The 26,769-nt window shown below is 64.8% G+C and carries 22 protein-coding genes; 14 read left to right on the top strand and 8 right to left on the bottom strand.

Features of this window, described 5'->3' with window-relative positions; genetic code table 11:
* The first annotated feature begins 48 nt into the window (after window positions 1–48).
* Window positions 49–864 carry an oxidoreductase gene (locus tag LB536_RS22010; RefSeq protein WP_224596455.1) on the top strand — a complete coding sequence of 272 codons (816 nt, stop codon included), beginning with the start codon at window positions 49–51 and terminating at the stop codon, window positions 862–864.
* A gap of 112 nt (window positions 865–976) precedes the next feature.
* Window positions 977–1,978 carry an NADP-dependent oxidoreductase gene (locus LB536_RS22005; RefSeq protein ID WP_224596451.1) on the top strand — a complete coding sequence of 334 codons (1,002 nt, stop codon included), beginning with the start codon at window positions 977–979 and terminating at the stop codon, window positions 1,976–1,978.
* A 56-nt stretch (window positions 1,979–2,034) separates the two neighbouring features.
* Here LB536_RS22005 and LB536_RS22000 read toward each other — a convergent pair whose 3' ends face one another.
* From LB536_RS22000 to LB536_RS21975, 6 genes are all read right to left on the bottom strand, one after another.
* Window positions 2,035–2,700 carry a GntR family transcriptional regulator gene (locus tag LB536_RS22000; protein WP_140759811.1) on the bottom strand — a complete coding sequence of 222 codons (666 nt, stop codon included), beginning with the start codon at window positions 2,698–2,700 and terminating at the stop codon, window positions 2,035–2,037.
* Window positions 2,701–3,178: 478 nt separating this feature from the next.
* Window positions 3,179–4,210, bottom strand: a complete 1,032-nt coding sequence (locus tag LB536_RS21995) for a hydroxyacid dehydrogenase (RefSeq protein WP_224596278.1) — start codon at window positions 4,208–4,210, stop codon at window positions 3,179–3,181.
* A 364-nt stretch (window positions 4,211–4,574) separates the two neighbouring features.
* Window positions 4,575–4,769 carry a hypothetical protein gene (locus tag LB536_RS21990; RefSeq protein WP_224596275.1) on the bottom strand — a complete coding sequence of 65 codons (195 nt, stop codon included), beginning with the start codon at window positions 4,767–4,769 and terminating at the stop codon, window positions 4,575–4,577.
* Window positions 4,770–4,835: 66 nt separating this feature from the next.
* A complete protein-coding gene (locus LB536_RS21985; protein ID WP_140759805.1) occupies window positions 4,836–5,039 on the bottom strand; it encodes a hypothetical protein in 204 nt (67 codons plus the stop codon).
* Between the two features lie 187 nt (window positions 5,040–5,226).
* Entirely contained in the window at window positions 5,227–6,435 is a 1,209-nt protein-coding gene (locus LB536_RS21980) for an FAD-dependent oxidoreductase (RefSeq protein WP_224596271.1), read from the bottom strand.
* A 94-nt stretch (window positions 6,436–6,529) separates the two neighbouring features.
* Window positions 6,530–8,053: a formyl transferase gene (locus LB536_RS21975; protein WP_224596268.1), complete on the bottom strand. Its 1,524-nt coding sequence runs from the start codon at window positions 8,051–8,053 to the stop codon at window positions 6,530–6,532.
* A 285-nt stretch (window positions 8,054–8,338) separates the two neighbouring features.
* Between LB536_RS21975 and LB536_RS21970 the strand changes: the two genes are divergently transcribed.
* Both LB536_RS21970 and LB536_RS21965 read left to right on the top strand, forming a co-directional pair.
* A complete protein-coding gene (locus LB536_RS21970) occupies window positions 8,339–10,468 on the top strand; it encodes a GumC family protein (RefSeq protein WP_224596265.1) in 2,130 nt (709 codons plus the stop codon).
* Between the two features lies 1 nt (window position 10,469).
* Window positions 10,470–11,804, top strand: coding sequence for a VpsF family polysaccharide biosynthesis protein (locus tag LB536_RS21965; RefSeq protein WP_224596263.1), 1,335 nt, complete (start codon window positions 10,470–10,472; stop codon window positions 11,802–11,804).
* A gap of 8 nt (window positions 11,805–11,812) precedes the next feature.
* Here LB536_RS21965 and LB536_RS21960 read toward each other — a convergent pair whose 3' ends face one another.
* On the bottom strand, window positions 11,813–13,081 hold the full coding sequence (locus LB536_RS21960) for a glycoside hydrolase family 5 protein (protein WP_224596260.1): 1,269 nt from the start codon (window positions 13,079–13,081) through the stop codon (window positions 11,813–11,815).
* Window positions 13,078–14,247 (bottom strand): DUF1972 domain-containing protein, encoded by a 1,170-nt coding sequence (locus tag LB536_RS21955; protein ID WP_224596259.1) that lies wholly within the window; start codon window positions 14,245–14,247, stop codon window positions 13,078–13,080. Before LB536_RS21955 ends, LB536_RS21960 begins: the two co-directional genes overlap by 4 nt.
* Window positions 14,248–14,674: 427 nt before the next feature.
* Between LB536_RS21955 and LB536_RS21950 the strand changes: the two genes are divergently transcribed.
* From LB536_RS21950 to LB536_RS21905, 10 genes are all read left to right on the top strand, one after another.
* Entirely contained in the window at window positions 14,675–15,856 is a 1,182-nt protein-coding gene (locus LB536_RS21950) for a glycosyltransferase (protein WP_411966564.1), read from the top strand.
* Window positions 15,853–17,154 carry a hypothetical protein gene (locus LB536_RS21945; RefSeq protein WP_224596256.1) on the top strand — a complete coding sequence of 434 codons (1,302 nt, stop codon included), beginning with the start codon at window positions 15,853–15,855 and terminating at the stop codon, window positions 17,152–17,154. The genes LB536_RS21950 and LB536_RS21945 overlap by 4 nt, the downstream gene beginning before the upstream one ends.
* A gap of 9 nt (window positions 17,155–17,163) precedes the next feature.
* Window positions 17,164–18,384 (top strand): GNAT family N-acetyltransferase, encoded by a 1,221-nt coding sequence (locus LB536_RS21940; protein ID WP_224596254.1) that lies wholly within the window; start codon window positions 17,164–17,166, stop codon window positions 18,382–18,384.
* 34 nt (window positions 18,385–18,418) lie between these two features.
* A complete protein-coding gene (locus tag LB536_RS21935) occupies window positions 18,419–19,642 on the top strand; it encodes a GNAT family N-acetyltransferase (protein ID WP_224596445.1) in 1,224 nt (407 codons plus the stop codon).
* 112 nt (window positions 19,643–19,754) lie between these two features.
* Window positions 19,755–19,979: a hypothetical protein gene (locus LB536_RS21930; protein ID WP_027144223.1), complete on the top strand. Its 225-nt coding sequence runs from the start codon at window positions 19,755–19,757 to the stop codon at window positions 19,977–19,979.
* Between the two features lie 247 nt (window positions 19,980–20,226).
* Entirely contained in the window at window positions 20,227–22,722 is a 2,496-nt protein-coding gene (gene ligD / locus LB536_RS21925) for a DNA ligase D (RefSeq protein WP_224596251.1), read from the top strand.
* Between the two features lie 269 nt (window positions 22,723–22,991).
* Entirely contained in the window at window positions 22,992–23,897 is a 906-nt protein-coding gene (locus LB536_RS21920; RefSeq protein WP_140759780.1) for a Ku protein, read from the top strand.
* The gene (locus LB536_RS21915; protein ID WP_224596248.1) at window positions 23,894–25,015 is read left to right on the top strand and encodes a tetratricopeptide repeat protein; all 1,122 of its coding nucleotides are present in this window, start codon (window positions 23,894–23,896) and stop codon (window positions 25,013–25,015) included. Before LB536_RS21920 ends, LB536_RS21915 begins: the two co-directional genes overlap by 4 nt.
* Before the next feature lie 232 nt (window positions 25,016–25,247).
* Window positions 25,248–25,892, top strand: a complete 645-nt coding sequence (locus LB536_RS21910; RefSeq protein ID WP_224596245.1) for an alpha/beta family hydrolase — start codon at window positions 25,248–25,250, stop codon at window positions 25,890–25,892.
* A 6-nt stretch (window positions 25,893–25,898) separates the two neighbouring features.
* The gene (locus tag LB536_RS21905) at window positions 25,899–26,669 is read left to right on the top strand and encodes an exodeoxyribonuclease III (protein ID WP_224596243.1); all 771 of its coding nucleotides are present in this window, start codon (window positions 25,899–25,901) and stop codon (window positions 26,667–26,669) included.
* Window positions 26,670–26,769 lie beyond the last annotated feature (100 nt).

Here is a 26,769-nt window from a genome sequence, read left to right as displayed (position 1 = left end):
AATCCAATCAATCGAAGAAGGCTAGCCCTGGTGGCTTTGGAGCGTCAAATGAAAGCACATTCTGGAAAGACCGCGATCGTAACCGGAGCTTCTTCCGGCATTGGTCGAGCAAGCGCCGAGGCCTTGGCGCGGGCGGGGTTCACCGTCTTCGGCACAAGCCGCCGGGCGACAGGCAATGGCCCAGCAAATGTGTCCATGCTGGCGTGCGACGTGACTGACGGGGACTCGGTCACCGCCCTCGTTTCGAACGTGCTCGCGCAGACCGGTCGGATCGACCTGCTGGTCAACAATGCCGGTATCGGCCTGTTGGGCGGCGCCGAAGAGTCCTCCATCGCACAGGTGCAGTCCCTGTTCGACGTCAATCTGTTCGGCGTCATCCGCATGACCAATGCGGTGTTGCCGTCGATGCGGCGGCGTGGCCAAGGGCGCGTCGTCAACATCGGCTCGATTCTGGGATTGGTACCCGCGCCATACTCAGCTCACTACTCGGCGGTGAAGCACGCGCTCGAAGGCTATTCGGAATCGCTCGATCACGAGGTCCGTGCCTTCAATATTCGCGTCTCGGTCATCGAGCCGGCATTCGTGCGTACCGTCTTCGACCAGAACGGAATCGAGCCGGATTCCCTGTTGAAAGAATACGATCAGGCGCGAACCGGGTTCAAGGCGCTGCTTGCCGATGTGATGCCCAAAGCCGATCGGCCAGAAATAGTGGCGGATGCGGTGGTCGAGGCGGCGGCCGATGCCAGTCCGCGGCGGCGCTATACCGTCGGCAAGGCAGCGCGCCAAGTCAGCCTGCTGCGCCGCTTCGCCCCTGCCGGGATGTTCGACAAGACCTTGCGCAAGCAGTTCCGTTTGCCGGTCTGAATGCCAACAAGGCGAAGGATTTCACGCGCATGCAACACGCAACCGCGACAAACCTGGTCAAGCCGGCCTGTTTCGTGCCGGACATCGAGAAAGATTTCAGAAAGCGAATATGATGAAAGCCTTCGTCGTCGACAAATATCAGAAAAAAGGCGCGCTGCGGCTTGCCGACATGCCGCAGCCGGAGCTGGGAGACAATGATGTGCTGGTCGAGGTCCATGCCGCCGGCGTGAACCTGCTGGATTCCAAAGTCCGCGACGGGGAGTTCAAACCCCTGCTGCCCTATCGCCCACCCTTCATCCTGGGCCACGACGTGGCCGGCATCGTCGTGCGGGTCGGATCGAAAGTCCGCAAGTTCAAAGCCGGTGACGAAGTCTATGCGCGGCCGCGCGATGGCCGGATCGGGACTTTCGCCGAATTCATCGCCATGGATGAGGCCGACGTGGCCCTGAAGCCAAAAAATCTCAGCATGGAGGAGGCCGCTTCCATTCCGTTGGTCGGCCTTACTGCCTGGCAGGTGCTGGTCGAAAGGGCAGGGCTGAGGAAGGGCCAGAAGGTCTTCATCCAGGCCGGCTCCGGCGGGGTGGGCACGTTTGCCATCCAACTGGCGAAGCATCTCGGCGCGACGGTTGCGACAACGGCGAGCGCGGCGAGTACGGATTTGATGAAAAGTCTCGGCGCCGATGTCGTCGTCGACTATCGCAAGGACGATTTCGAGAAGGTCCTGCAGGGCTATGACGTCGTCGTGAACAGCCAGGATGCCAAGACGCTCGAAAAATCGCTGCGCGTGTTGAAGCGGGGCGGGAAGCTGATTTCCATTTCCGGTCCGCCGGATCCCGAGTTCGCCAGGAAGCAAGGCCTGAACATCGTGCTGAAGCTTGTGCTGAGGATGCTTAGTCTTGGCATACGCCGCAGGGCCAAACGCGCCGGTGTGGACTATTCCTTCCTGTTCATGTGGGCGCAGGGCGACCAGCTGAGCCGGATCACGTCGCTCATCGAAACCGGCGTCATACGTCCCGTCATGGACCGGACTTTTCCGTTCGAACAGACCAACGAGGCCTTGGCCTATGTCGAAACGGGACGTGCCAAGGGCAAGGTGGTCGTGAAGGTCAGATAAGGACAGTCGGGAGCCGCAGGCCCAATTTTGCGGCGATGCCCGTTCTCCAGCCGGCGCTAGCCCGCCGGCCCTGTCTCGACCTCCTGGAGATAAAAAACCTTGCTCGGCTGCAGGTGGTCGACGCAGAGCTGCGCCAGCACCCAGTTGTCGCTGCGTTTCAGCGCCTCGATCATCATCAGGTGGTGCTGGCGCGAGATGTCGAGCTTGTCCCGGTCGGCCAGCGAATTGGCCCGCACCGGCAGGCTGAGGCGCATATAGTGCTCGATCGAGGACACCAGATAGGCATTGCCGCAGGCCGAGAACATGGTGAGGTGGAAACGGTCATTGGCCTCGTGGATGCCTCTGAGATAGCCGGCGTCGACATGGCCGCTGTAGACGTGGTGGATCGCGGTCAATTCGGCGATCAGCGCGTCACTCGCCGGCAGGCGGATCATCAGCGCGGCCTGGCGCTGCAGCATCTCGCGCACCTCGTAGATCTGGCGGACCTCCTCGGGCGCGAGCCGGCGCACCATGGCGCCCTTGTTGCGCTCGCGCGTGGCGACGCCGAGCCTTTCCAACTGGTACAAGGCCTGGCGAATGGTGTGGCGCGAGACCGGGAAGCGGGCCAGAAGCACGTCCTCGACCAGGCGCGTGCCGGGCGCCAGACGGCCGAAGATGATGTCTTCCTCCAGCGCGTGGACGATATCGGCTTCCTTGCCGCCATAGTCGACCGTGTTGAGCATCGCGACCCTCTCGTTGGCCCAATCATCATTGGCCCCCACCACTCTAGCCTTCGCGCGCGAAGCTGGCCACAAGCTGGTCGAGGCGCGGGTCGTCGAGGCTGACGACGCCGGACATCGGCATCGCCTGCCGCAGCTGATCCCGCCGACTTCCTGGCGCATGAGGAAACCGGCCCGCTCCTGCTTGCGGGCCGACATGGAAAGGCCCGCCACCGACGCGACTCGTGGCGGGCCTTCTGGAGTACGCCGGGCTCGCCCGGCCATTTGCAAAACCTGCCGGCGGCGCGATCGTTCCTATCCCCGTATAAAAATCATAGAACCGACGGGGCAGACCGCCGTCACGGACGACAGCTTGTCGCGCTTCACCAGAAGCGGCTTCTGATAGGTTTTTTCATGTGAATTCCCCGATACGCCGGAGAAAGCGCCCGCACCGGGGCTTTTCAAGCTTTCGCCAAGGTAAGCGTCTCGGCATGGGCCGGGCCTAGTTTCTGTCCGACGGCTTCGAGCGCATCCTCGAGACCGTCTCGCGCTCGGCGCGTTTGGAGCGCATCGGCGGCAGGCCGCGATCGATCAGGTCCATGTCTTCCAACACCATGTCGCCCATGCGCTTGAAGGCGATGTCGAGGGCGCCGGCGCGATGGGCGGAGCGCAGGAAGCCGGGCAGTGCGCGCACGGGATGGTCGCCCGCCAGCGGCTCTTCGGGGAAGACGTCGCTGGCGGCAAGTATATGGCCGCTCTTCACCGCCGCCATCAAGGCGGGGAAATCCACCACGCCGGCACGGCTGAGCAGGATGAAGGCAGCGCCCTTGCGCATCCTGGCGAAAGCATCGGCGCCCAGAAACCCCTGGTTCTCGGAGGTCACCGAGGCGACGACGAAGACGAAGTCGCTTTGCGACAGCACCGCGTCCAGCGAGGCCGGCTCGACGCCATTCTCGCTGAGTATCGACGGCGGCAGCCAGGGGTCGAACACCTTCGTGCGGGTGCGGAAGCCCCACAGCAGGCGGTTGAGCGCGCGGCCGAGGTCGCCGAAGCCGATGATGCCGACATCGGCGCCCGAAAGCAGCCGCGCGGTCCGGTTGCCATCGCCGCCCCACAGCTCCTCCCCTTGGCGGAAAGCGAGGTCGGCATCGACGATGCCGCGGGCAAGGTTGAGCGCCATGGCCAGGCCGAGCTCGGCCACCGGCTCGGCGAAGACCAGGCCCGTGGTGACGACATGGATGCCGCGCGAAAACAGCGTTTCGTAGGGCATGTTGTCGAGGAGATTGCTCTCGACGTTGAAGACGCAGCGCAGCGCCTTCATCGCTTCAAGCGTCTCCGGCGAGATCGGCGGCTGGCCGACGATGTAGCGGGCCTCGGCCAGCACCCCGGCCGGCAGTCGCGCCACGCCGTCCGGCGTCGTCTCGACGATGCGGTAATGCGCCCTGAGCCGCGCCAGTTGCGGCGGCGTGAAGATCAGCTCGAGCGTGCGCGGCTCGGGCGCGCTGATGACCAGCGGCAAGGCGGTGTCTGACATGGCAAGGTCCTCCCGGAGCGGCTTGTGGCGCTTTCTCGGTCCGAAATCTATCCCGGACTGGCGGATTTAAAAGCATGGTAGACCGATTTACCCGGCGCAGGAGCGTTTCGCTCGAAATCAAGATGGCCGTCCTGGCACGATTGACATTCGCTGCGAAGCCGGTCTTCACTGCGGTATCCAATAGGGGGAATAGCTGATGAAGAAATACGAGAAGCCGACTTGGCAGAAGCGCGAACGGCTTTCGGCCGTCACTGCTCAAACTGTATCTTCTACGCCGGCCTGAACGGGCTGGTGAATTAGCTTGCCGAAAACAAAGGCGCGATCGGTCGATCGCGCCTTTTGCTTTTGCGGAAAGAGCAAATCATCACCCCTGCGGCTTTGGCGGTGCGGGCTTCTTTTCCTCGCCGCTCGGCTCGGCTGACAGCCGCTGCTTGCGAAGGCGGGCGGTCTTTGCGTCGCGGGCCTGACGTTCGGCGTCGAGGATGATCCGCGACTCGCGATCCGCTCTCTCAAGCTTCTGCTTGTCGACCAATCGGGCCACTTCGTTCTCCGGCGGCATGTCACATTCCATAAAACCAACCGTGTGCGGCAAGGTTCCGCCGGATGCCGACTGCGAGCGATCGCGTCAGGATTTTGCCTGGCCTGATCGTTCGTGGCGATGACTGGCCTGCCAACTGATGAGTTGGCGCTCGGCCTCGGATATGGTCACGCTCATCAAGCCATCAAATTCGGCCATGGCGTCCATATGCCCATGATCGATTATGGATTTGCGAAGAGTGCGCATCGCCAGAATGGCATCCTGCAACGCGCGGTCGATATTCTTGACCATGACAGGATCTCCTGCGGGCATAACCTGTCGGCGCACCGCTTGTTCCGACTGAACGGCACTGGATCCGCTTTTTTTCAGCGCTATCTCATTATCTTGGTGAAGGCCGCAGGGTTGGAGAGGGGAAGCGGTGCTATCCTTACGGCAGCACCGGCAAGTTCCTTCGATGACGATGAAGGTGGGAGGCTGCTCAGGCCACGCCCGGCTCCCGCCGCAATCCCAAATGGGCTACCTTGCGTCCGATGATCATCAGCTGGCGTGCCGTGTTGTTACGCAGGCGCCGCGCGCGCCATTCCAGTCCGGTCTCGGTGGTAATCTGCCTGGCATAGACGCTCACGCGCATGCCGGCCTCATCGGAAGCGACCTTGACGGGATCGTCGTAAAAAGTCCCGATCTTGTCAGACGCCATGCCTGGTGTTTCCAGCCAGCGTGGAATGTGGACGGAATGGAGCTGATCGACGTCGATCATGACCCGCCCTATGCCGACCCCCGGCGTCGGGCATGTCGTACAGAACGCGTCGCCAATGAAGACGACCCCGTCGCGGCGATGGCCCTGCGTCGTGGTCAGATTGATCTGCCGGACCTCGACGGGACTCGAGACAGCGAAGTTGCCGCATTGCGCCGATATTTCGGGCATCAGCTCACAAAGCATCTTTTGCGGATCGGCCCGGAAATCCCTCGTCCATTGGTCGGCGACGGTATGATAGACGAACATGTTGGCCCGCATCTTGTCGCCGAGGGGAAAAACGGTGATGTAGGCGACGCGATCCGAAGGCCGCTTGCCGTAGCAGGTGACGGCCCGAAAGCCGCAGTCGCGCTGGGAGATGGCGAGATCGAAGCCCATCGACAGCGAATGGGCTTTCGATTGCTCGACGCGCTCGACGCCGATGGCGCGGCGCACCGCTTCGCTGTGACCGGTGGCCACCACCAGGAGGCGTGCATCGATGATCCTGCCGTCGGTGAGCACAAGGCGCTGCCGGTCCGGGCCGGTCGAGACCTCGGCGACCTTGCCGACCGTAAGCGGCACTTGCGGTGGAAGGGCGTCACGAAGCCCGTTGATCAGCGCGCCATAGGAAAATGCATACTCCGGCCTGCGCTCACGCGCGAACAGCTGGCCGAGGCGGAAGACATGGATATCGTCGAACGGGGTGACGAGACGCATGATCGTTTCGTCGAGGCCGAGCTTCTTGAATAGCCGTATCTGATCGGTACCGATCTTCTCGGCCCGGAACTCGTCGTGATGAACCCGGTGCGGATCGATCAGCGCCACCTTGCGGCCGGCTTTTCCCAAGGCGGTTGCCAGCGTGGTGCCGGCCATTCCGGCGCCAACGATCGCCACATCGACCTCGGCCGGGACAGCCTCGATGGTGTTCATCTCGCTGCCCTTCATGCTAGTCATCGTCCTTCTCCACAAGCTGTGGCGGAAAATATCTTCCAGAAGTAATCAACCTCAAGCAACCAGCGCGGGTGGCTGCTAGCAACAAACGTTTAGGTTAACTACGCCTCTTCTGCTTCCAGCGCGGCGCGATCGCCGAGCCATCGATGAATTCCAGGCCGCCCGCCTCGTTGAGCGTGTGCAGCTTACGCCCACTCCATAGCGCCCCGGGGGTTAAGATCGTCTCGACACGCTGGTCCATGCCGTTCAAATCAAGGTGAGTGACGCGTGCGATGCCAAGCGCGCCGCCGTAGCTCCTGCGGCAGTCCTGCACCGGGCGCAGCAATTGGCCATCACGTTCCACCATGCGGCCGGCCGGTCGCGCCGAGGCGATGTCGATCAGCACCGGATTTTTGGGATGCGGTGTCCACGGGCCGCGAAAGTTCGGCGCCGACCACAGATGCAGCGCGTCGGAGAAGGCGCCGCCGCCATCCCGGGCGATGCCTTCACCGTCCCGGACGGTGGCGAACATCCACCATGAGCCGCCATGCTCGACCAAGGTGGCGTCGCTGGCGACGATATCGGACAGCAGCGTCGCTTCCTTGACCCATCCGCCGGGGAAGGCGGTGGCGCGGTAGAGATCCACGGTGCGGTTGGCGCAGCTCTCCGGCACCATCCAGACCTCGCCGTCACGCTCGAAGACGAAGGGGTAGGAAAGATGGTAGGGCAGGTCGAGCACAGGCTCCGGGCGGCCGATCGGCCCCGACGGGCCGAACGGCACGGCGGAGATGATGGCTCTACCGAGACGGTGGATATAGTCCTCGACGAACAGGGTTACCTGTCCCCGGTAAAGGATCGGGAACGGGTCGGCGTAGAAGCGGCTGCCATCATCGGGCAGCTCTTGCCAGCCCGATTCCGGATGCGCGCGCAGGTCGAACAGATCCCGCCCTCCCATCTCGCGCCAGCCGACCTTCCAGTGCGGGGCGTTGTAGCAGAGATGATAGATCTTCTGGACGATGCGCCGCGCCAGCGCCTTGCCTGCCTTTACGCCGAGCTTGCCGGCCGAGGGCAGCGACGGCGCGGCCCTGCCGTCCGCCGGCTCGGGCAGGACGGGCAGGGCGCCGCGTGCAGCGCCCGTCACCGCCGCCAGGATCAGGCTTGCCGTGCGCGCCAGCATATCCTGGAACGATGCGAGCGCGATGCCGCCATATTCGGTTCCGAGCCGTGCTTCGGCGACCACGACGCCGTTCTCCTCGATGCGGGCCAGCGGGGTCCGGCCATCGAGGATCGACGCCAAAAGGGCCGCTTCGCCGCCGGCGCCGTCATAGGTCACACGCCAGACGCGCGTTCCTTCCAGTTGCACGTCGCCGCGGAGGTCGAGCACGAGGTCGGGCGAGGCGGGAGGCTGCGTGCGCCAGGCTGCCAGCGCCGACAGCGGCAGGCGCTTGGCCAGCCCGTCCGCGGGCAAGCCATGGATGACCGTTTCAAGCTGGAACAGCGCAGCGACGCTGCCTGGAATGCTGCTCCCGCCTGGGCGTGCGTCGACGCAAACCTCGACATCCGTGAGCGCGGCCAGGCGCTGCAACAGCAGCAGGTGAAAAGCACGGAGGCAGTCGCTGTCCAGGCGCAGGCTCACCTGCATGTCGCACCCCTAGAATTCTGATGTTCGGTAACTGGCCGGTGTTCGATTTTTGGGCACGAGAGGTGGGCGACGGTTGGATTGGAGACCGATGTTTGCTCCATTTCCATTCGTTTCCCGCTCGCTTGCGCCCTGTCAACACGACCCGTGCCTCTGCTACGCAAACTCCGTGCCAAAAATCAGAAGAGCTCCCAACATAATTAACAGTGTTTTAACAGTTGGAGTAATAGCTAGGCTGAAGCCGCAATTTAATCTTTTGGGGCATATGGAGTGTTGTCGGAGCGACCTTTGCAATCATCCCTGCTCTCGTTGCCGCAACAACACGCTCCGGAGGTGATGCAATATGCGCCGGAGCCACCGCCGGCCGCGTCCTATCCATCCTCGACGGTCGAACTGGGTGACCTGAAGCGCATATTGGTGCGCCGCCGTTTCCTGATCCTCGCCACAGCCGCGCTGCTGACCCTTGGAGCGCTGCTCTATGGATTGTTCACGCCGGCGCTCTACAGCTCGGTGGCGGAGATCATCGTCGATCCGCAGGACTTGCAGGTGGTCACCAACGATGTCAATCCGAGCCGCGTTCCGCCCGATGGCGGCATCACCATGGTGGAAAGCCAGGTCGCCGTCGTCCAGTCGAGCGGCGTGTTGCTCAGGGCTATCGCGGCGACCGACCTGACCAAGGATCCGGAATTCAACGGACAGGGCGGGTTGTTGAGCCATTTGCTCGGCGGCGTGCTGGGCTCGGGTTCGGCCGAAACCGACAGGACGGGCAAGACGCTCGATGCGCTGCGCCGGCGGTTGGCGGTCAAGCGGGCCGACAAGGTTCTGGTCCTCGACGTGATCGTCACCGCCAAGAGCGCCGACAAGGCGGCGAAGCTCGCCAATGCCATCGCGCAGGCCTACCTGACGGACCAGGCCGCCGCACGCGCCAAGATGGCCACGGACGCTTCCGACTCCATCACCGCGCGGCTGGACGAGCAGCGCAAGCGCGTCCAGCAGGCCGAGAATGCGGTCGAGGCCTACAAATCCGCCCACAACATGGTGATGGCCGCGGGCAATCTGGTCAGCGACCAGGAACTGACCGAGATCAACACGCAACTCGCGGCCGCGCAGAGCCGCACGGTCGCGCTGAAGGCGCAGGTCGACCAGTTGCGCCGGCCCGGCGGCGCGCCGGACGCGACCTCGGAAGCGATGCGCTCGGCGGTGATTTCGAGCCTGCGGGCGCAGGAGGCGACGCTGGTCGACCAGGTCTCCCAGCTCGGCACGGAACTCGGGCCGCGCCATCCCTCGATGATGGCGGCCCAGCAGCAATTGCGCGACACGCGCGCGCTCATCGCGCGCGAACTCGGCCGCATCGGCGCCGCCGCCGAAACCGACTACGAACGGGCGCTGGCCAACCAGCAGGCGCTGGAGGCCAAGGTCGCGGGCTTGAAGAGCAAGTCGCTCGACACCGACCAGGCCTCGGTCAAGCTGCGCGAACTGCAGCGCGATCTCGAGGCGTTGCGCTCCGTCTACGCCACCTATCTGCAGCGGGCGCAGGAAACGCGCGAGCAGGTGAATGTCGACAGCACCAATGCGCGCATCATCTCCAACGCCATGCCGGCGCTGAAGAAGAGCTGGCCGCCGCTCGGGCTGCTCGTGTTCGGCGCCTTCTTCGGCGGCCTGGGGCTGGGCACCGGCCTGGCGCTGATCGCGGAATATTCATCGCCGACGGTGCTTTCCAGCGCGCAGATGCAATCGGCCATCGATGCGCCGGTTGTGGGCGTGCTGCCGGCAAAATCGGCGCGCCGCCGCTGGTGGCCTTTCGGCAGCGCCGCCACGCCGGCCGGACAGAAGATGGACGCCGTCGCCGGACTGGCGCTGAGACGCCTGTTCTCCTCCAGCCAGCGTCCGCCGAACTGGCCGCTGGTGCCGTCCATCCTTGTGACGTCGGCGCCAGAGGACGCCGCGCAACGGGGCCGGGTGGCGCGCCTTCTGGCCAACGCGGCGGCTGCCAGGGGCAGCCGCGTCCTGTTCATCGACACCAATGCCGGCAAGGGCCAGAAGGAACCGCAGCCGGGCCTGCTCGACGTGCTGCGCGGCGAATATGCCTTCGAGGCGCTGAGCCAATACGCGCCCGGCAGCAACGTCGCCGTTCTGGGCAAGGGTCGGCCAAAGGCTGCCTTCTCCGAGGCGCAGGGCGTCTATTTCACGCAGCATATGCTGGCCCAGGCGAGCCGCAATTTCGAACTCGTCGTCGTCGACGGCGGTGCACTGGCCGACAATCTCAACGCCTCGCCGCTGGTCGCCATGGTCGACGAGATCGTGCTCGTCGCCACGCTCAACGCGACGCCGATGCGCGATGTCACGGCGGCCTCGCAGGCCATTTCCGTCATGGGGCGGTTGCCGACCGGCGCCCTGCTGGTCGACGAGGCGGCCTGACATGGTTGCCATCCGGCCCGCCACTCCGGCGGCCGGCTGGGCCGGCCAGGGTCAAGCCGTGGCCGCGCCTCGCGGCGGCAATTCCCTCGATTGGGTGACCGGCTACGGCCTGGTCGCCGCGGTGGCGCTGCTGTTCGGCATTTCGGGCGGCATGCTGTGGCTGGTGGGCTACAATTACGACGGCCTGATCGGCAATCCAGCCACCAAGATCCATCCCTCCACCTATCTGCTCGTGCTGATGTTTGCCTGGCGCGCCTGCACGTTCGGCAACCCGGTCGGCTACACGCTGGCCATCGCCGACAGGCGGCCGGCCAGCGCGCTGATGACCGTCATGTCGATCATGCTCCTGGTCGTCGTCATCGTCAGGCAGCGTCCCGGCATGGCCGGCATGATCGACACCTTCGTGGCGCCGGCGCTGCTGGTGATGATGCTGGCCGAGGCCGACGAAAAGATATTCGCCCGCATGCAGACCGTCGTTCACACGATCATGACCGTGAACGCACTGCTGGCACTGTTCGAGTTCGCCACCAAGACGCTGATCTTTCCCTATCGGCTCGACGGCGTGGTGTTCATGAACGACCTGCGCTCGACAGCCCTCCAGGGCCATCCGCTGTCCAATGCCACGATCACCTCGATCTACGTACTGGCGCTGCTTTCTGGCTCGCGGTCGCTGTCCATGCCGCTGCGGCTCGGGCTGATCGGCCTGCAATGCGCGGCGCTGGTCGCCTTTGGCGGGCGCTCGGCGATGGTGACGACGATCGTGCTCGGCGGTTGCTACCTGCTCCTCCAAGGCCTGCGCACCTTGCGTGCGGGGCGTATCAACCTGCTTGGCGCCGCACTTGGCCTCATCCTTGCCGCGCTGGTGCCGGTCGTTATCGTGCTCGCCGCTTCCTATGGCTTTTTCGACGCGCTGCTCGAGCGCTTCGTCTCGGACTCCGGCAGCGCCAATGCCCGCGTCGAGATGTTCGACCTGTTCAAACATTTCGAACTGCGCGACCTGATCGTGGGGCCGGATATCGATCTCATCGAAAGCCTGCGCCGCATCAACGGCCTCGAACAGGGCATCGAGAACCCGATCATCCGCCTGATCCTCTATCAGGGCGCTTTCTTCACCCTGTTGTTGTTTTTCGGCTTCGTGCTGTTCATGCACGAAGTGGCGCGCCGCTGCCATCCCGGTATCTGGCTGCCGATGCTGGGCTGGCTGATCCTGCTCAACACTTCCGAAAGCCTGGCGTCCAAGACGACGCTGATGACCAAGTTCGTGGTGATCGCGCTGGCGCTCTACAGGCCGGTGAAAGTGGGGTTGCGGCGCCCGGCGCAAGCGCGGCGAGCGTAGCGCTTCCTCTATTCCGGCATCCTTAACCCCAGTGCCTCGACCATCGCCGGGTCCAGCGCCCGCGTCTTGTCGTCCATCATGCCCATGCCGTCGAAGAGGTCCCAGAAGGCCCAGGGGAAGCCTGATGCCTCGGCGCTCTGCCTGACATCGGAAATGTAGCGGGCGCGGTCGGGGTTGGGGGCGGCGACATAGCGGGCGTCGGTGCGCAGCGCGCCGAATTCGCCCATGATGACGCGCTGCGGTGCGATGCCGTGGCTGTCGGCCCAGTCGCGCGCCTGGCCGATATATTTGTCGATGAACCAGCGGTCGGGCCTGGCGTCGAAATAGACCTTCAGCACGCGTTCGGTTTCGGCATAGGCGGCGTGCTTGTCCGCTTCGGAGGTTTCGGTGTCCTGAGCCATGCGCGCCCTGACCGAGGCCAGCGTCTGTTCCAGCGAACCGGCGGAGGCCGGCCATGGCACGTTGTTGAGCGCGCGGTAGACGGGCTCGCGCATCCAGGGCGCGCCCTGATGGCTGAACAGGTAAGGCTCATAGAAATGGAAGGTGAACAGGATCGGCTCGAAGGCCGCCAGCGGCTCCGGGTCGAGCGCGGCGAGCCCGCTCACCATCGAGCCGCAGCCGCCGGTGACGACAAGCGGCAAGGTCCGGGATGATGCCCTGGCCGCCGTCAAAAGGGCCGTCTGGACGTTCGACCAGACGTTGGAGGAGCACGCCTGCGGCGGTTCGTTGACCGGTTCCAGCGCCACCATGCCCTGTGCGAACCGCTGCAGCCTGCCGGCAAGCGTGCCGACCAGCGTGCGATAGGCAACGAATTCCGGCGCGGCGGTGCTGGCGACCATGCGGTCGGGATTCCAGTAATGAGTGGCGCCGTTGGCCTGCACGTTGACGATGATGCCGAGATCCGCATCGATGACGGCCGTCACGGCATCGTCCAGCGTCGTCAGCAATTTTGCGTGCGTGGCGGCGTCGGCGGCCAGGAACGGGCCGGGATCGACCGGCAGGCGGATGAAATCGAGCCCGGTCTGGCGCAGCCGGCGAAGGTCGTCGGGTGTCGGCACTGGCCGCTGCGACTGGAAGGGCGGCCAGGCATAGTCGGTGCGCGGTGCGGGAAACTCACGCGTCAGCGCGAACCAGGGCCAGGCATTGACGCCGCGGCGAAAGCGCCATTCGCCGGTGGCGGCGCGCGCGGGCGGTGCGGAAGAAAGTGCTGCCGTGGCGGGCACCAGCGTCGTCGACAGCGCCGTCCTCAGCAGCCGCCGTCGCGACCAGCCCGTCATACGGCGCCGGGAGAGGGGCGGTCGACCGGTACGGCGCCGGCGGCGCTCACGCCCAGAAGCCGGTAGGCTTCGGTTTCATAGGCAAGCAGGACATCGTCCCAGCGGAAGACTTCATTGGCGCGGGCCCTGGCGGCCGCGCCGCAGGTCTTGACCAGGGCGTCATCCTCCAGCGCCTGTTGCATGCGTTCGGCGCAGCTCCGCGCGTCGGTGAAATAGATGGCGGCCGCACCCGCGGTCCATCTGTTGTAGGGGTTGTCGTGGGCGATCACCATGTTGCCGGCGGCCAGCGCCTCGACCAGCGACGGGTTGGTGCCGCCGACGGTGTGGCCATGCAGATAGGCGCGCGCATGAAAACGCAGCGCCTTGACCGCCGCCTGGTCGTAAATGGCGCCGGGCAGCACGACCGAGGCGTTGGCCGCGTTGCGGACGGCGACATGATAAGGGATCTGGTCTGAAAGCGTGCCCAGCACCACCAGCTTCATGTCGCGCTTCTGGCTGCAGAAGGCCTCGACGATGGGCAGGATGTTGTTGTCGGGCTCAATGCGCGCGATCGAGATCAGGTATTTGCCGGGCTCGAGGCCGAGCGCGCGCACCGGCGCCTCCGGTGCTGAAGCCACCGGGTCGGCGCCATAGGTGATGGTGGCGATTGCGCTGCGCGGCCGGCGCGTCGCCAGGTGATCGGCGATGACGGGATGGTCGGCGACCAGACGGTGCGAGGCCCAGGCGCCGATCCATTCGTTGAGCCAGAACCATGTGCGCGCCGCCACGCCCCATTTGGGCCGCCGCCACTCGATGCCGTCCATGTTGGTGATGATCCTGCGCCGCATCAGCCTCAGCCAGGTCAGGAAAACCGCGCCATTATAGCCGAGCACCAGGCAGACGCCGGGCCGGCGGGCGGCGTCGAGCACGCATTGCCAGTCGAATTCCAGCGTTGCGCGCGGGCCTTTCGAGGCGACCTGGACATGGATGAGCTCGATGCCTTTCCAGGTGTCGACGCGCACCCTCTGGGCGACCCGGTCGACCTCTTCCTGGCAATAGACGCCGACCTTCCAGCCGCGCCCGACAAGAAACAGCGCCAGCTTCTCGGCGAAGGTTTCAAAGCCGCCATGGGCGGCGGGAATGCCGCGCGTCCCGAGGATCAGGATGGTGGGCGCTTCCGGTTTCATGGCTGCTGGCGCTTTCAAATCCGCTCGATTCCGCAATGCGCGGGCCGTCCCGTCTGGAAATCACAGCCCAGCGATATCCATGCCAGGCTCAGTTCCGCCCATCATCGCACCGGGGTGTAAAATATTTCTTCCAACGGCCGGAGTTGTTTCACTATCGGTCAACTATCCCGGCGTATGTGTACCGAAACAAGGCAATGCCGCAAGCTGGCGACCAGCAGACGGTCAGATCAGGGCCGGCATGATCCTTGCTCATGGACTTCTGTGCGCCACACCGGCGGAGGACGTGCAGCATTGGTATGGTGATCGAGGTTCCACATCCGCTCGTCACCATGCTGGCAACAAGTGAAGTCCAAAGGGGTATTGGACTTGAAGTCTCCACTCGCCTGATCCGTCAGGTGGCGGAATCGTCACCACCCCTGACAGAAAGATGCATGTGAATATGCGGATTGCCTGCATCCATCAGGGCTATGAACTCTATGGTTCCGACCGCAGCTTCGCGGAGAGCGTGGCCGCGCTGCGCGCCGCGTTTCCGTCAGCCGACATCGAAGTGGTCCTGCCGCGCGGCGGACCGATCACACAGATCCTCGAACCGCATGCGACCCGGATCGTCTTCGAGCCGCTGTGGGTGCTGAGGCGCCAGGCCATCGTGCGCCTTGCCACCATCGAGATGGTGCGGCTGCCGGTCGCGGTGCTGAGGGCCTGGCGGCGGCTCAGGGATTGCGATCTCACCTATGTCAACACCTCGATCGTGGCCGACTACGCGCTGGCCGCGCGCCTTCTGCCGCAGAAGGCCGTGCTGCACATCCACGAAATTCCCGAAGGCGCCATGCGCAGGATCCTCGTCGGCCTGATGCACTGGAGCCATGCCGATCTCATCTTCAACTCGCGCGCCACCCGCGCCGCGTTTGGCGACCCCGGATCCGCGCGGTCCTATGTGGTCTATAATGGCGTTGCCGGCCCGATCGCCGCCGAACCGATGACTTATGACGGCAAGCGCCCGCTCAAGGTGCTGCTGCTTGGCCGCATCAACAGGATCAAGGGCCAGGAAGTGCTTCTGGAGGCGATCGCTTCGCTGCCGGCGGAACTCAAGTCGAGGATCGAGGTGCGGCTGGTCGGCGGCGCCTTCGAAAGCGTCGAACGCGAGCACGCGCTCGCCGAACTGGTCGAGACCATGGGGCTCACCGGACGTGTCAGCGTGCTGCCCTTCATCCCCGACCCGTCCGAGCATTATCGCTGGGCCGATATCGTCACCGTACCGTCGCGGCGTCCGGAATCGCTCGGCCGTGTCGCCATCGAGGCGATGGCCTATGGCCGGCCGCCGCTGGTGTCGGCGATCGGCGGGCTGGTCGAAGTGGTCGCCGACGGCGAAACGGGTTGGCATGTTCCGCCCGGCGATGCCGCCGCGCTCGCCGGCAAACTCGAGGAAATCATCCTGCATCCCCAGGCCTGGCGCTCCTTTGTCGCCGCCGGACGCGCGCGCTACGAGGCGGTCTTCAGCGAGCCGGTCGCGGCGGCGGCGATCGCGGCAATAGCCGCGGACAAGCTGAAGGCAACCATCGCCAAGCCGGGCCGGACGGCAACCGCCCGCCAGGCGGAGACACGGCCGTGAAACTCCCTGGCCATCTGGTGCGCCGCCTCATGCTGATGATCGGCGGCGAGGCGATGCAGAGCGGCTTCCACTTTGCCCTCAACATCGCACTGCTGCACATGCTGTCGGCGCAAGGCTACGGCCTCTTCGCCATCGGCATGGTAATGGGCGGTGTCGGCCTGTCCTATATCAGGTCGCTCACCGCCGTTCCCGCCTCGATATGGATGGGCAAGAGCACCAACAGCGCCGGCGTCGACGCCTATGACGTGGCCTTCGGGACGGCGGCGCTGGTCGTTGCATTGCTGATGGCCGTCGGCACGGCGATCGTGATGCATCTCTTGGGCGATCCCAGCGGAATTGCCGCCGGCTGCTTCGTCGGCGCATGGTCGCTGCGCAGCCACATGCGCACGGCCTTCTTCGCGCGCCGCCAACAAGTGATCGTCTCCATCAGCGATGCCGCCTTCACGATCGCCGGCATCGTCATGGCCGGCCTGGCGATCTGGCTGGCCAGGGATGCGCTGCAGTCCGTGTTCTCCGCACTCGCGGCGGCCAATCTGTTTGGCATATTCGTCCTGGTCCGGCTGGCTCGCCGCACGATGCGCATCAGCTTCCGCATGCCGACGCGGCGGCGCTACGCAAAGCTCTGGTCCCAGCTCTGCTGGTCGGCATTCAGCGCCACCACAACCAACATCCAGGGCCAATGCCTGGCGCTGCTGGTCGCGGGCATTGCCGGGCCGGCCGCCTATGCGCCGCTGGCGGCGGTGCTCGTGCTGTTCGCGCCGCTGCGCATCATCAGCCTCGCCTTCGTGAACATGACGCAACCGGAACTGGCCAAGCTGATGCGCAACAACGAAACGCGCCGTGTCTGGGCGCAGGCGAAGCTGTGGGCTGTCGTCATGGGGCTCGGCGCGGTGGCCTATGGATGCGCCATCATGTTTGTCCTGCCCATGATAAAATCCCGGGCCCTCCAGGATGCGTCGGTGGGGTTCATCGGGCTTTTCGTGACCGCGAATTTCGTCCCGATCATGCTCTATATCATGCCCCGCATCGTGCTCGAGATAATGGGCGACTTCCGCATCGTCGCCTTCATCACCTTGGGCGGCGCCATCGTCGGGCTGGCGTCGATCGCGATCCTGCTGTCGATCGCCTCCCCGCCGTGGGCGCTGCTGGGTTCGGCGGTCTCCGAGATATTCGTGCTCGTGGCATCATGGTATTTCATGCATCACCGCATGTGGAACATCGAACACCCGGATCAGCAGCACGACAGCCGCCTGGGCTCGTGGCGGCGGGCGGTTTCGTTCGCCGCGGCAAGACGATAGGAGAGGGATGTGTCAGGCCAGGCAGTTCAAATCGCCGCGATGACCGACTTGCCCGGCGGGCAGGTCCCGCATCCCGCCGCCATCGCGGCGAACGACGCCTATACGGCGAAACTGCACACCAGCCTGGAGGCGGTCAGGCCGCTCTGGCTGCGCCTCCAGGCGGAGGGCGTGTGCACCGGTCACCAGAATTTCGCCTGGGCGGAAGGGATCGTCGCGCGGCTGCTGCCGGAAAGCGCGGAACTCCTCATCGTGGAGGTGGCCGACGCCGCGACCGGCGAACCCAGAATGCTGGTGCCGCTGATGCGGCGCAGGGCCTTCCACCATTGGGTGGTCGAATGGTTGAGTTGTGGCGTCTGCGACTATGCGGCGCCGCTGCTGGCCGATGCCAGCCCGTGGTCACGCCAATCCGCGCAGGCTGCGTGGACGGCGGTGCGCTCGGCGCTGCCGCCGTCGGACCGCGTCCACATCGTGGGAATTCCGCGACAGATCCACGGCGTGGCCAATCCGCTGGCCTTGCTCCCGGCGACACGCGATTCCATCCAGACCGCGTTCGGCCTCGCCATCGACGGCGACCCGGAAACAGTCCTCAAGCGTCTTTGCAGGCCGTCCTTCGTCAAGGAGTTCGGCAAGGACTGGCGTCGCCTCGAACGGCTTGGCGGTGTGGAGCTGGTCGAGGCCGCCGCGCCGTCTGAGGTTGAGCGTATCTTCGGCGAACTGGTGCGAATGCGGCTCGACCGCTTTCGCGAGCTTGGCCGCTTCGACCTGCTGACGCAGGAGAAGATCGTGGATTTCTACCGGAACGCGGCTGTTCAGGGCCTGTTGGACGGTTCGGTGCGGCTTTTCGGGCTGCTCGTCGGCGAGGCCCTGATCGCGGTTCAATATCTGCTGGTTCATCAAGGGACTGTTCATGCTCTCCTGATAGCGATGGACCAGGGCGTCGTGCCCAATGTCTCACCCGGGCTTGCAATCATGGGCAGGTTGATCGGCTGGGCGCGCGAACAGGGTTTTGGGTATTTCGACCTGTCGGTCGGCAACCAGAGCTACAAGGAACATATGGGCGCCAAGGGTTCGGTATTGGTCGAACTCTGTCATGGGTTCACGATGCGGGGCAGTGTGGCCAATGCCGTCATCGAGTTCCGCAGGCGGGCCGAGGCTTTCGTGCGATCCAACCCAAGGCTGCTCAAAGCGGTCCAGGGAACGATGCGGGGTTTGCGGCGCTTGCGTGGATGACGCCGAGGCGGGCCAGAACGAATGGGAGAAGCATGTGGCAAGCCAGGCAGTGCAGTTGGTCGCGGCGGCGGATGCACCGACTCAATCAAGTTCCCCGATCAGATCCGGCATTGTCGCCACCGCGCGCTATACCGCGCGGCTGCACACCAGCTTCGACACCGTAAGGCAGCTCTGGCTGCGCCTTGAGGAGACCGGCCTGTGCACCGGCCACCAGGGCCTTGCCTGGGTGGAAGGGATTGCCAGGCGGCTGATGCCCAAAAGCGCCGATCTGCTCGTCGTCGAAGTGAACGACGCCGCCACTGGTGCGCCTGTCATGCTGCTGCCGCTGTTGCGGCGCCGGGCGCTCGGTCACTATGTGATCGAATGGCTGAGCTGCGGCGTGTGCGATTATTCGGCGCCGCTGCTTGCCGATGCCAGGCCTTGGACCCGGCAGAGCGCGGACGCCGCCTGGGCGGCGGTCCGCTCCGTGCTGCCGCCGGCCGACCGCATCCATATTGCGGGGATTCCGCAGGAAATCCACGGCGTGACCAATCCGCTGGCGCTGCTTTCGGCGGCGCGCGACTCCATCCAGATCGCCTCGGGCCTGGTCATGGATGGCGAGCCGGAGACGCTGATCAAACGTATCTGCAAATCGTCCTTCACCAAGAATTTCAACAGGCACTGCCGCCGCTTTGAACAGCTCGGCGGCCTCGCACTGGTCGAAGCCGAGACGCGCGATATGATCGAGGAGCAGTTCGGCACGCTGCTGGACCTCAGGCTCAACCGTTTTCGCGAACTCGGGCGCTTCGACCTCCTGACGCAGGCACCGATCGTCGAGTTCTACCGCGACGCCGCCCTGCAAGGGTTATCCGACGGCTCCGTGCGGCTGTTCGGGCTGCGCGTCGGTCAAGCCTATCTCGCTGTCATGTATGTGCTGGTCATGAAGGGCACCTTGCACGCACTGTTGCTCGGGATCGACCAGGATGCAGTGGCCAACGTCGCGCCGGGCCTGACGATGATCGGCAAGCTGATGGTGTGGGGACGGGCGCAAGGGCTCGGCTATTTCGATCTCTCAGTCGGGGGACAGGGATACAAACAGCATATCGGCGCCTCGAACTCGGTGCTGGCCGAATTGTGCGAGGCGATGACGCTGAAGGGCAGGGCCTCGACCGCCTATATCAGGCTGCGCTGCAAGGCCGAGCTGTTCGTCCGCTCCAAGCCGCGGCTTTACAAGGCCGTGCAGGGCGTGATGCGCCGTTTGCGGCGGTTGAAGAACTGAGGGGCGACGACCGCGAAATTGACAGGGCCGCGTGTCTCCGCCATCCTTGCGGCCAGTCGCCGGGCCGCCAAGAGCGGCCGAGTTCCGTGTCGGGCGACCGAGGGCGAAGCGCATGTCCACTGCCGTGAACAGCCAGAACTCTAAGCGCGCAGCGGTGCGCAAAGCGCTCGACCGCCACAAAGTCTACATCACCGCGCAGCGTTTCTCTGATGGCACCTACAGCGCGCGCGTGCTGGTCGACGGCGAAGCCTACTGGGTCGACGAATTCCGCTTGAGCCAGTTGCAGCAGGGGCTGTCGCCGGCCGAGCTGGAGCTGACACCGGCGATTGACGATTGAGACCACGTGAAAAATCGCGAGTGGTGCCAACGTAGCGCCCCACGGCGCCCCCCTCTGTCCTGCCGGACATCTCCCCCTCTAGTGGGGAGATTGGCCGTCGCGACGGGCTTCGCCAATTTCCGAACTGGCAAGGGACGAGCCGGCGGCGAAACCGCCGATCTCCCCCCTAGAGGGGGAGATGTCCGGCAGGACAGAGGGGGCCGCGACGGAACGAGGCGGTTGTTATTTTCGACCGCCGGCCTTTGACATGCCCTCTAAGCTCAAATCCTATCGCGCCAAGCGCGAATTCTCGAAGACGCCGGAGCCGGCCGGCGGGTTGATGGTTGGAGGCGGCAACCGCTTCGTCATTCACAAGCATCACGCCACCGCCGACCACTACGATCTGCGCCTGCAGGTCGGCGATGTGTTGAAAAGCTGGGCGGTGCCGCGCGGGCCCTCGCTCAATCCCGCCGACAAAAGGCTGGCGGTGGAGACCGAGGACCATCCGCTCGAGTATATCGATTTCGAGGGCGTCATCCCAGAAGGGGAATATGGCGGTGGGCCGATGATCGTGTGGGACACCGGCACCTGGGCGCCGATGGACGATATCGACAAAAGCCTGCGCACCGGCGCCTTCAAGTTCCGGCTGGCCGGCGAAAAGCTGAATGGCGGCTGGATGTTGACCCGGCTGAAGCCCAAGCCCGGCGAGGACGAGAACAAGAAGAACTGGCTGCTGTTCAAGGAGCGCGACCTCGCCGCCGATACGGCACTGAACATCCTCGAAGCGCGACCGGAAAGCGTGAAATCCGGCCTGCGCATCGAGGAGCTGGTGGCGTCGCCGAAGCCGGCCGCGAAGTCCGCGCCAAAGCCTGGCTCGCTGAAGCCGGGCGAGCTGCCCGGCGCGGCCAAGGCGCGGGCGCTGGGCCGTATCGAGCCGCAACTGGCAACCCAGGTGCCGAAGCCTCCGGGTGGCGAGGGCTCTGCCGAGAATACCAACGAGCTCTGGCTGCATGAGATCAAATTCGACGGCTACCGCACCATGGCGCATGTCTCCAACGGCGAGGTGCGGCTGATCACGCGTGGCGGCATCGACTGGACGAAGCGCTACGGCGACCTGGCGAGCGCGTTCGCCAAGCTGCCGTGCCGCGAGGCGATCATCGATGGCGAGATCGTGGTGCTCGACGCCAAGGGCATTTCCCGTTTTGCGCTGCTGCAGGACGCGCTGGCGGTGGGCGCCGGCAGCAAGCTGCATTTCTATGCCTTCGATCTCCTGCATCTCGACGGCTGGGACCTGATGAAGGTGCCGCTCATCCGGCGCAAGGCGCTGTTGGCCGAACTGCTTGGCGGGCTTGGCGCCAACTCCGCCATCCAGTTTTCCGACCATGTCGAGGGTTCGGGGCAGGGGCTTTACGACAAGGTGACGGAACTCGGCCTGGAGGGCGTGGTCTCCAAGCGCGCCACCGCGATCTATCAGAGCGGCCGCAGCAAGAGCTGGACCAAGACCAAGGCGCTCGAAAAGGACGATTTCGTCATCGCCGGCTACACCACTTCGGCCGCGGCCGAGGGGTTGGCCGCGCTCGGCATGGCCGAATGGGTGGACGGTGAATTGCACTATCGCGGCAAGGTCGGCACCGGCTTCGATGCCGGGACCGCGGCTGATCTGCTGGCGCGGCTGGAGCCGCTAACATCCGGCGCAACGCCGCCGGAAGGCGTGCCGCGCGAGATCATGCGCGAGATGCACTGGGTCAAGCCGCTGTTTTCGGCGCGCATCCATTTTGCCAACCGAACCGCGGACAATGCACTGCGCCACGGCGTGTTTCGGGGTCTGCGTGACGTCGGCCTGTCGACGCCGGTTTCGGCAAAACGCAAGCGGCTGATCGCCGAAGCCGACCTTGCCACGATCTGGGTGACAAACCCGACGCGGCGGCTGTTCGGCAAGACCGGCCCGACCAAGCTCGACATCGCCGTCTATTACGCGCTGGTCGGCGACTTCATGCTGCCGCATATCCTTGGCCGCCCGGTGTCGCTCGTGCGCTGCCCAACCGGCCTGCCCAAGGACTGCTTCTTCCAGCGCCATGCCTTCACCGGCATGCCGCCTTCGGTGGTGACGTTCCAGGCGACCAATTCCGAGGGCGAGACCAAGTCCTATCTCTCGGTCGAGGGCGCGAAAGGCTATCTGGCGCTGGCGCAGTTCGGCGTCGTCGAGTTCCACACCTGGGGCACGCATCGCACGAGCCTCGACAAGCCCGACCAGATCGTCTTCGACCTCGACCCGGGCGAGGGGATTTCCTGGCGCGAGGTGGTGGAGGCCGCCGTCCACATCAAGGGCGAACTGGAGGGGCTGGGGCTGGTGCCGTTCGCAAAAACCTCCGGCGGCAGCGGCATCCACATCACCGTTCCGGTGACGGGCAAGCAGAACTGGAAGAAGCTGCACCAGGCGACCAGCGCCATGTCAACGCATCTGGCGGCCACCGCGCCCGACACCTTCACCACCACCATGGGCAAGGAAAACCGCAAGCGGCGCATCTTCATCGACTATCACCGCAACGCGCGCGGCCACACCTCGGCGGCGCCCTATTCCTTGCGCGCCCGCACCAACCTGCCGGCCTCGACACCGGTGAGCTGGAGCGATCTGGAGGCGATCGATGCGCCGCAGGATTTGAATTATGCGTCGCTGCCGGGGCTTTTGGAGACGTCCGGCGATCCGTGGGCTGACATCGACGAGTTCGCGCGGGATTTGCCGACCTCTCCTTCGTCATCATAGGGTCTTCGCCGCTTCGCTTCGCTCCTTGCTTCGCCCTACGATGACGAAGCCATGGCCGCCCAGGCTAACGGCCAGCGCCACACCGACTCCATCGACGCTTCCGACAATTTGAATTATTCTCCGCCCGTGCCCCGAAAACCGGCGGGAAGATTTCGTCAGGGATTTGCCGGTATTGTGCGGGGTCGGTGTAGGATTTGCGCAGCCTTGTTCGTCCTTCGGACGAAGCGCTGCGAATTAACTGTCAGCGCATGGCCGCGTAGGAGTTCATCATGGCGCCCAGGGCAAGTTGGAAAGGTTACCTCAAGCTCAGTCTGGTCAGCTGTCCGGTGCGGCTATACCCCGCCACCAGCGCCAGCGAACGCATCTCGTTCAACCAGCTGCACAAGAAGACCCACAACCGCATCAACATGAAGCCGGTCGACCCTGAACTGGGGCTCGTCGAACGCGCGGACCTGGTTAAGGGCTACGAGTACGAGGACAAGCAGTATATCATCATCGATGATGCCGACCTCGACGCGGTGCGTATCGAATCCAACCACACGATGAACATCGAGGCCTTCGTCGACGAGGACGAGGTCGACGTCATCTACCAGGACGCGCCCTATTACATGGCGCCGGACGGGGCGATGGCGGAGGAAACCTTCGCGGTGCTGCGCGAGGCCATGCGCAAGTCCGGCAAGCTCGCCATCGCCCGGCTGGTGCTGTCCAGCCGCGAGCGCGTGGTGACGATCGGAGCGCGCGAGAACGGCATGTTCGTGTGTACGTTGAGAAATCCGAACGAAGTGCGCGGCACGGCTGAATATTTCGGAAACATTCCGGCCGGCAAGCCTGACCCGGAAATGCTGCAGCTAGCCGAAGCGCTGATCAAGCAGAAGGAAACCACCTTCGATCCGAAGAATTACGAGGACCGCTACGAGATCGCGCTGATGTCGATGATCCGCGAGAAGCTGAAGGGCCACAAGCCGATCATCGCGGCGGCGCCGGAGCGCGGCAATGTCATCAACCTGATGGATGCGCTGAAGGCGAGCCTGTCGCAGTCGAAGCCGCCGGCCAAGTCGAAGAGCAAGGCCGACGAGGTTGCCAAACCCGCCGCCAAGAAGGCGGCCGCGGGTGGTGCGCCTGAAAATCCGCTCAAGGCCAACCTGCTCAAGGCGGTCGGCAAGAGCAAGAAATGACGGCACCGGCCGTTCCGGGCGCTGTTTTCGGCACGATCGGTGCGCTGGCGGCGTTTCCGCTCAGGCTCGCCGCGCGCGAGGTGGAGCGCCAGCACGGTCAGCTCAGGCGCGGCGTCACAAGGCGTACCACGCATGTCGTGTTCGGGCGGACCTTGCTGCTGACGAAGGCCGGACTCACCAAAAATGGCGATAGCGAGATCGAACGTCGTCTCGGCGCCGAGCGCGCGGCCGGGCGCATTCTCTTGAGCGAGAACGGTTTCCTGCGGCTGCTCGGGCTGATGAAGGCGCCCGAGGCGTCTTCGCTGTCGCGCCAATCGCTGATCGACCAGTCCAGGCTGTCCGGCGCCGATCTCGACCTGTTGTCGCTCTTCGATGCGTTCGAGCATGACGCGGAGCCCTATTCCTTCCGCGACCTGATCCTGGCGCGTAAATATGCCGGGCTGATCGCCGGAGGCGCCACGTGGGGCGCGATCGCCCGCTCCGTCCACCGCTCCGGCCCGGTGGCCTCGCTCACGGCCAAGTCGCTCAATGTCGGCTCGCAGCATGGGCGGCCCGACGCGATCTACCTCGAAGGCGGCCAGAGCGAACTCGACGGGCAGTTGCTGTTCGATCTGGGCGCCGCGCCACAGGGCGACGACACGCTGGAAGACTTGTTCGCCGAGGCGGAAGCCGCCGAGGAGGGCGGCGACCATGACGGTGCCGCCGCACTCTACCAGCGCTGCCTCGCCATCGATCCTACCGACGCCATCGCCGCCTTCAACCGCGCCAACTGTTTGCGCGGGTCCGGGCGCGTGGCGGAAGCCGCACACGATTATGCCAGGGCGATCAAACTCGATCCGGCCTTCGTCGAGGCCTGGTTCAACCTCGCCGGGCTGATGAGCGAGCAAGGCCGCGACGCCTCGGCGCGAAGGCACTTGCAGAAGGCGATCACGCTCGACAAGACTTACGCCGACCCGGTGTTCAACCTGGCGCGGCTTGAATTCGATGCCGGCAATTTGCTCGAGGCGCGGCGGCTGTGGGTGCGGTATCTCGAACTCGACGCGGCGTCGGAATGGGCTGGGGTGGCAGCCAGGGGCGTGCAGTTCGTGGACATGCAACTGGCGAAGTCGGCGGGGTGACGATGGTTGGCGAAAGCCGCGATGACAGCCGATCTCCCCCCTTGTGGGGGAGATGTCCGGCAGGACAGAGGGGGGCGCCGTCCCGCCGGCGGATCGGTTCATTTCAGACGGTCCTATTCCAGAGAGACTTGACACAAGGCTGGCGTTCCTTCGCGCCCCCCTCTGCCCTGCCGGGCATCTCCCCCACAAGGGGGGAGATTGGCAGCTTCACCGTCGCGCGCGTCGTCACATCATGACCACCTTCCTCTTCGACGGCCACGACACCGCTCCTGTCACCATCCTGCTTGCGCATGGCGCGGGCGCCTCCATGGACTCCCCCTCGATGACCGCCGCCGCCAAGGCGCTCGCCGCCGTCGGGTTCCAGGTCGCGCGCTTCGAGTTCCACTACATGGCCGCCCGCCGCTATGGCCAGCGCAAGCCACCGCCGCGCGCCGAGACGGTGAACCCGGAATACATCAAGGCGATCGCCGACCTCAGGGCGAAGGGCGTGACGGGCAAGCTCATCATCGGCGGCAAATCGATGGGCGGGCGCGTCGCCTCGATGGTCGCCGGCGAGATGTTTTCCAAGGGCGAGATATCAGGTCTGGTCTGCCTCGGTTATCCCTTCCATCCGCCTGGTAAGTCCGAGCAATTGCGGACAAAACATCTCGCGGGGCTGAAGACACCGACGCTGATTTTTCAAGGCACGCGCGACGAGTTCGGCACGAAGGACGAGGTCGCGACCTACGGTCTTTCCGATGCGATCGAAGTGATCTGGCTCGAGGACGGCGACCATGATCTCAAACCGCGCAAGAGCATTTCGGGTTTCTCGACCACGGATCATCTGACCACGCTGGCGGAGACGGTGAAGGCGTGGGTGGCGCGGATCGTCCCCTGATCGCCAATGAAGATCGCCAGCTTCAACATCAACAACATCAACAGCCGGCTGGACAATCTTCTGGCGTGGCTCGCCACCGCGAGACCCGATGTCGTGTGCCTGCAGGAATTGAAGGGGCGCGACACGCAGTTTCCGCGCACCGCGCTTGCCGATGCCGGCTATGGCACGGTCTGGAAGGGCGAGCCGACCTGGAATGGCGTCGCCATACTCGCGCGCGGTGCCGAGCCGGTGCTGACCCGCGATGCCTTGCCCGGCGACGATGCCGACCGGCAGAGCCGCTACATCGAGGCGGCGGTGGACGGCATCGTCATCGCCTGCCTCTATGCGCCCAACGGCAATCCGCAACCGGGGCCGAAATTCACCTACAAGCTCGCCTGGCACGCGCGGCTGGAGGCGCATGCGGCCCAACTGCTCGACACCGGCCTGCCTGTGGTGCTGGCCGGCGACTACAACATCGTGCCCGAGCCGCGCGACATCTATGCCACACGCTCCTATGACGACAACGCGCTGGTGCAGCCGGAAAGCCGCGCCGCCTTCGCCTCGCTGCTCGAACAAGGCTGGACCGATGCGTTGCGCAAGAAATATCCGAAGGAGACGCTCTACACCTTCTGGGATTACCGCCGGAACCGCTGGCCGCGCGACGCCGGCCTGCGACTCGATCACATCCTGCTGTCGAAGATGCTCGTGCGCCGGTTGAAGGGGGCAGGCATAGACCGCGACGTGCGCGGGCAGGACGGCGCCAGCGACCATGCGCCGGTGTGGGTGGAGTTGGGGTGAGCAGAAACTTTAAGCTTTTAGAGGCTAGGACGTAGTGACGATTTAACGGGTTGGGATTCCCAAGGAAGCGCAAATCAGATTCAACGCTGATTTTTGGAGG

It is taken from the genome of Mesorhizobium sp. ES1-3 (assembly GCF_020164795.1).
Classification (GTDB): domain Bacteria; phylum Pseudomonadota; class Alphaproteobacteria; order Rhizobiales; family Rhizobiaceae; genus Mesorhizobium.
This window is presented reverse-complemented; position numbering and strand designations above follow the sequence as displayed.

Bases quoted from the DNA above. Each gene is read 5' to 3' on its own strand.
- LB536_RS22010 (WP_224596455.1), top strand. From the start codon at position 49: ATGAAAGCACATTCTGGAAAGACCGCGATCGTAACCGGAGCTTCTTCC.
- LB536_RS22005 (WP_224596451.1), top strand. From the start codon at position 977: ATGAAAGCCTTCGTCGTCGACAAATATCAGAAAAAAGGCGCGCTGCGG.
- LB536_RS22000 (WP_140759811.1), bottom strand. From the start codon at position 2,700: ATGCTCAACACGGTCGACTATGGCGGCAAGGAAGCCGATATCGTCCAC.
- LB536_RS21995 (WP_224596278.1), bottom strand. From the start codon at position 4,210: ATGTCAGACACCGCCTTGCCGCTGGTCATCAGCGCGCCCGAGCCGCGC.
- LB536_RS21990 (WP_224596275.1), bottom strand. From the start codon at position 4,769: ATGCCGCCGGAGAACGAAGTGGCCCGATTGGTCGACAAGCAGAAGCTT.
- LB536_RS21985 (WP_140759805.1), bottom strand. From the start codon at position 5,039: ATGGTCAAGAATATCGACCGCGCGTTGCAGGATGCCATTCTGGCGATG.
- LB536_RS21980 (WP_224596271.1), bottom strand. From the start codon at position 6,435: ATGACTAGCATGAAGGGCAGCGAGATGAACACCATCGAGGCTGTCCCG.
- LB536_RS21975 (WP_224596268.1), bottom strand. From the start codon at position 8,053: ATGCAGGTGAGCCTGCGCCTGGACAGCGACTGCCTCCGTGCTTTTCAC.
- LB536_RS21965 (WP_224596263.1), top strand. From the start codon at position 10,470: ATGGTTGCCATCCGGCCCGCCACTCCGGCGGCCGGCTGGGCCGGCCAG.
- LB536_RS21960 (WP_224596260.1), bottom strand. From the start codon at position 13,081: ATGACGGGCTGGTCGCGACGGCGGCTGCTGAGGACGGCGCTGTCGACG.
- LB536_RS21955 (WP_224596259.1), bottom strand. From the start codon at position 14,247: ATGAAACCGGAAGCGCCCACCATCCTGATCCTCGGGACGCGCGGCATT.
- LB536_RS21950 (WP_411966564.1), top strand. From the start codon at position 14,675: ATGCATGTGAATATGCGGATTGCCTGCATCCATCAGGGCTATGAACTC.
- LB536_RS21930 (WP_027144223.1), top strand. From the start codon at position 19,755: ATGTCCACTGCCGTGAACAGCCAGAACTCTAAGCGCGCAGCGGTGCGC.
- ligD (WP_224596251.1), top strand. From the start codon at position 20,227: ATGCCCTCTAAGCTCAAATCCTATCGCGCCAAGCGCGAATTCTCGAAG.
- LB536_RS21920 (WP_140759780.1), top strand. From the start codon at position 22,992: ATGGCGCCCAGGGCAAGTTGGAAAGGTTACCTCAAGCTCAGTCTGGTC.
- LB536_RS21915 (WP_224596248.1), top strand. From the start codon at position 23,894: ATGACGGCACCGGCCGTTCCGGGCGCTGTTTTCGGCACGATCGGTGCG.
- LB536_RS21910 (WP_224596245.1), top strand. From the start codon at position 25,248: ATGACCACCTTCCTCTTCGACGGCCACGACACCGCTCCTGTCACCATC.
- LB536_RS21905 (WP_224596243.1), top strand. From the start codon at position 25,899: ATGAAGATCGCCAGCTTCAACATCAACAACATCAACAGCCGGCTGGAC.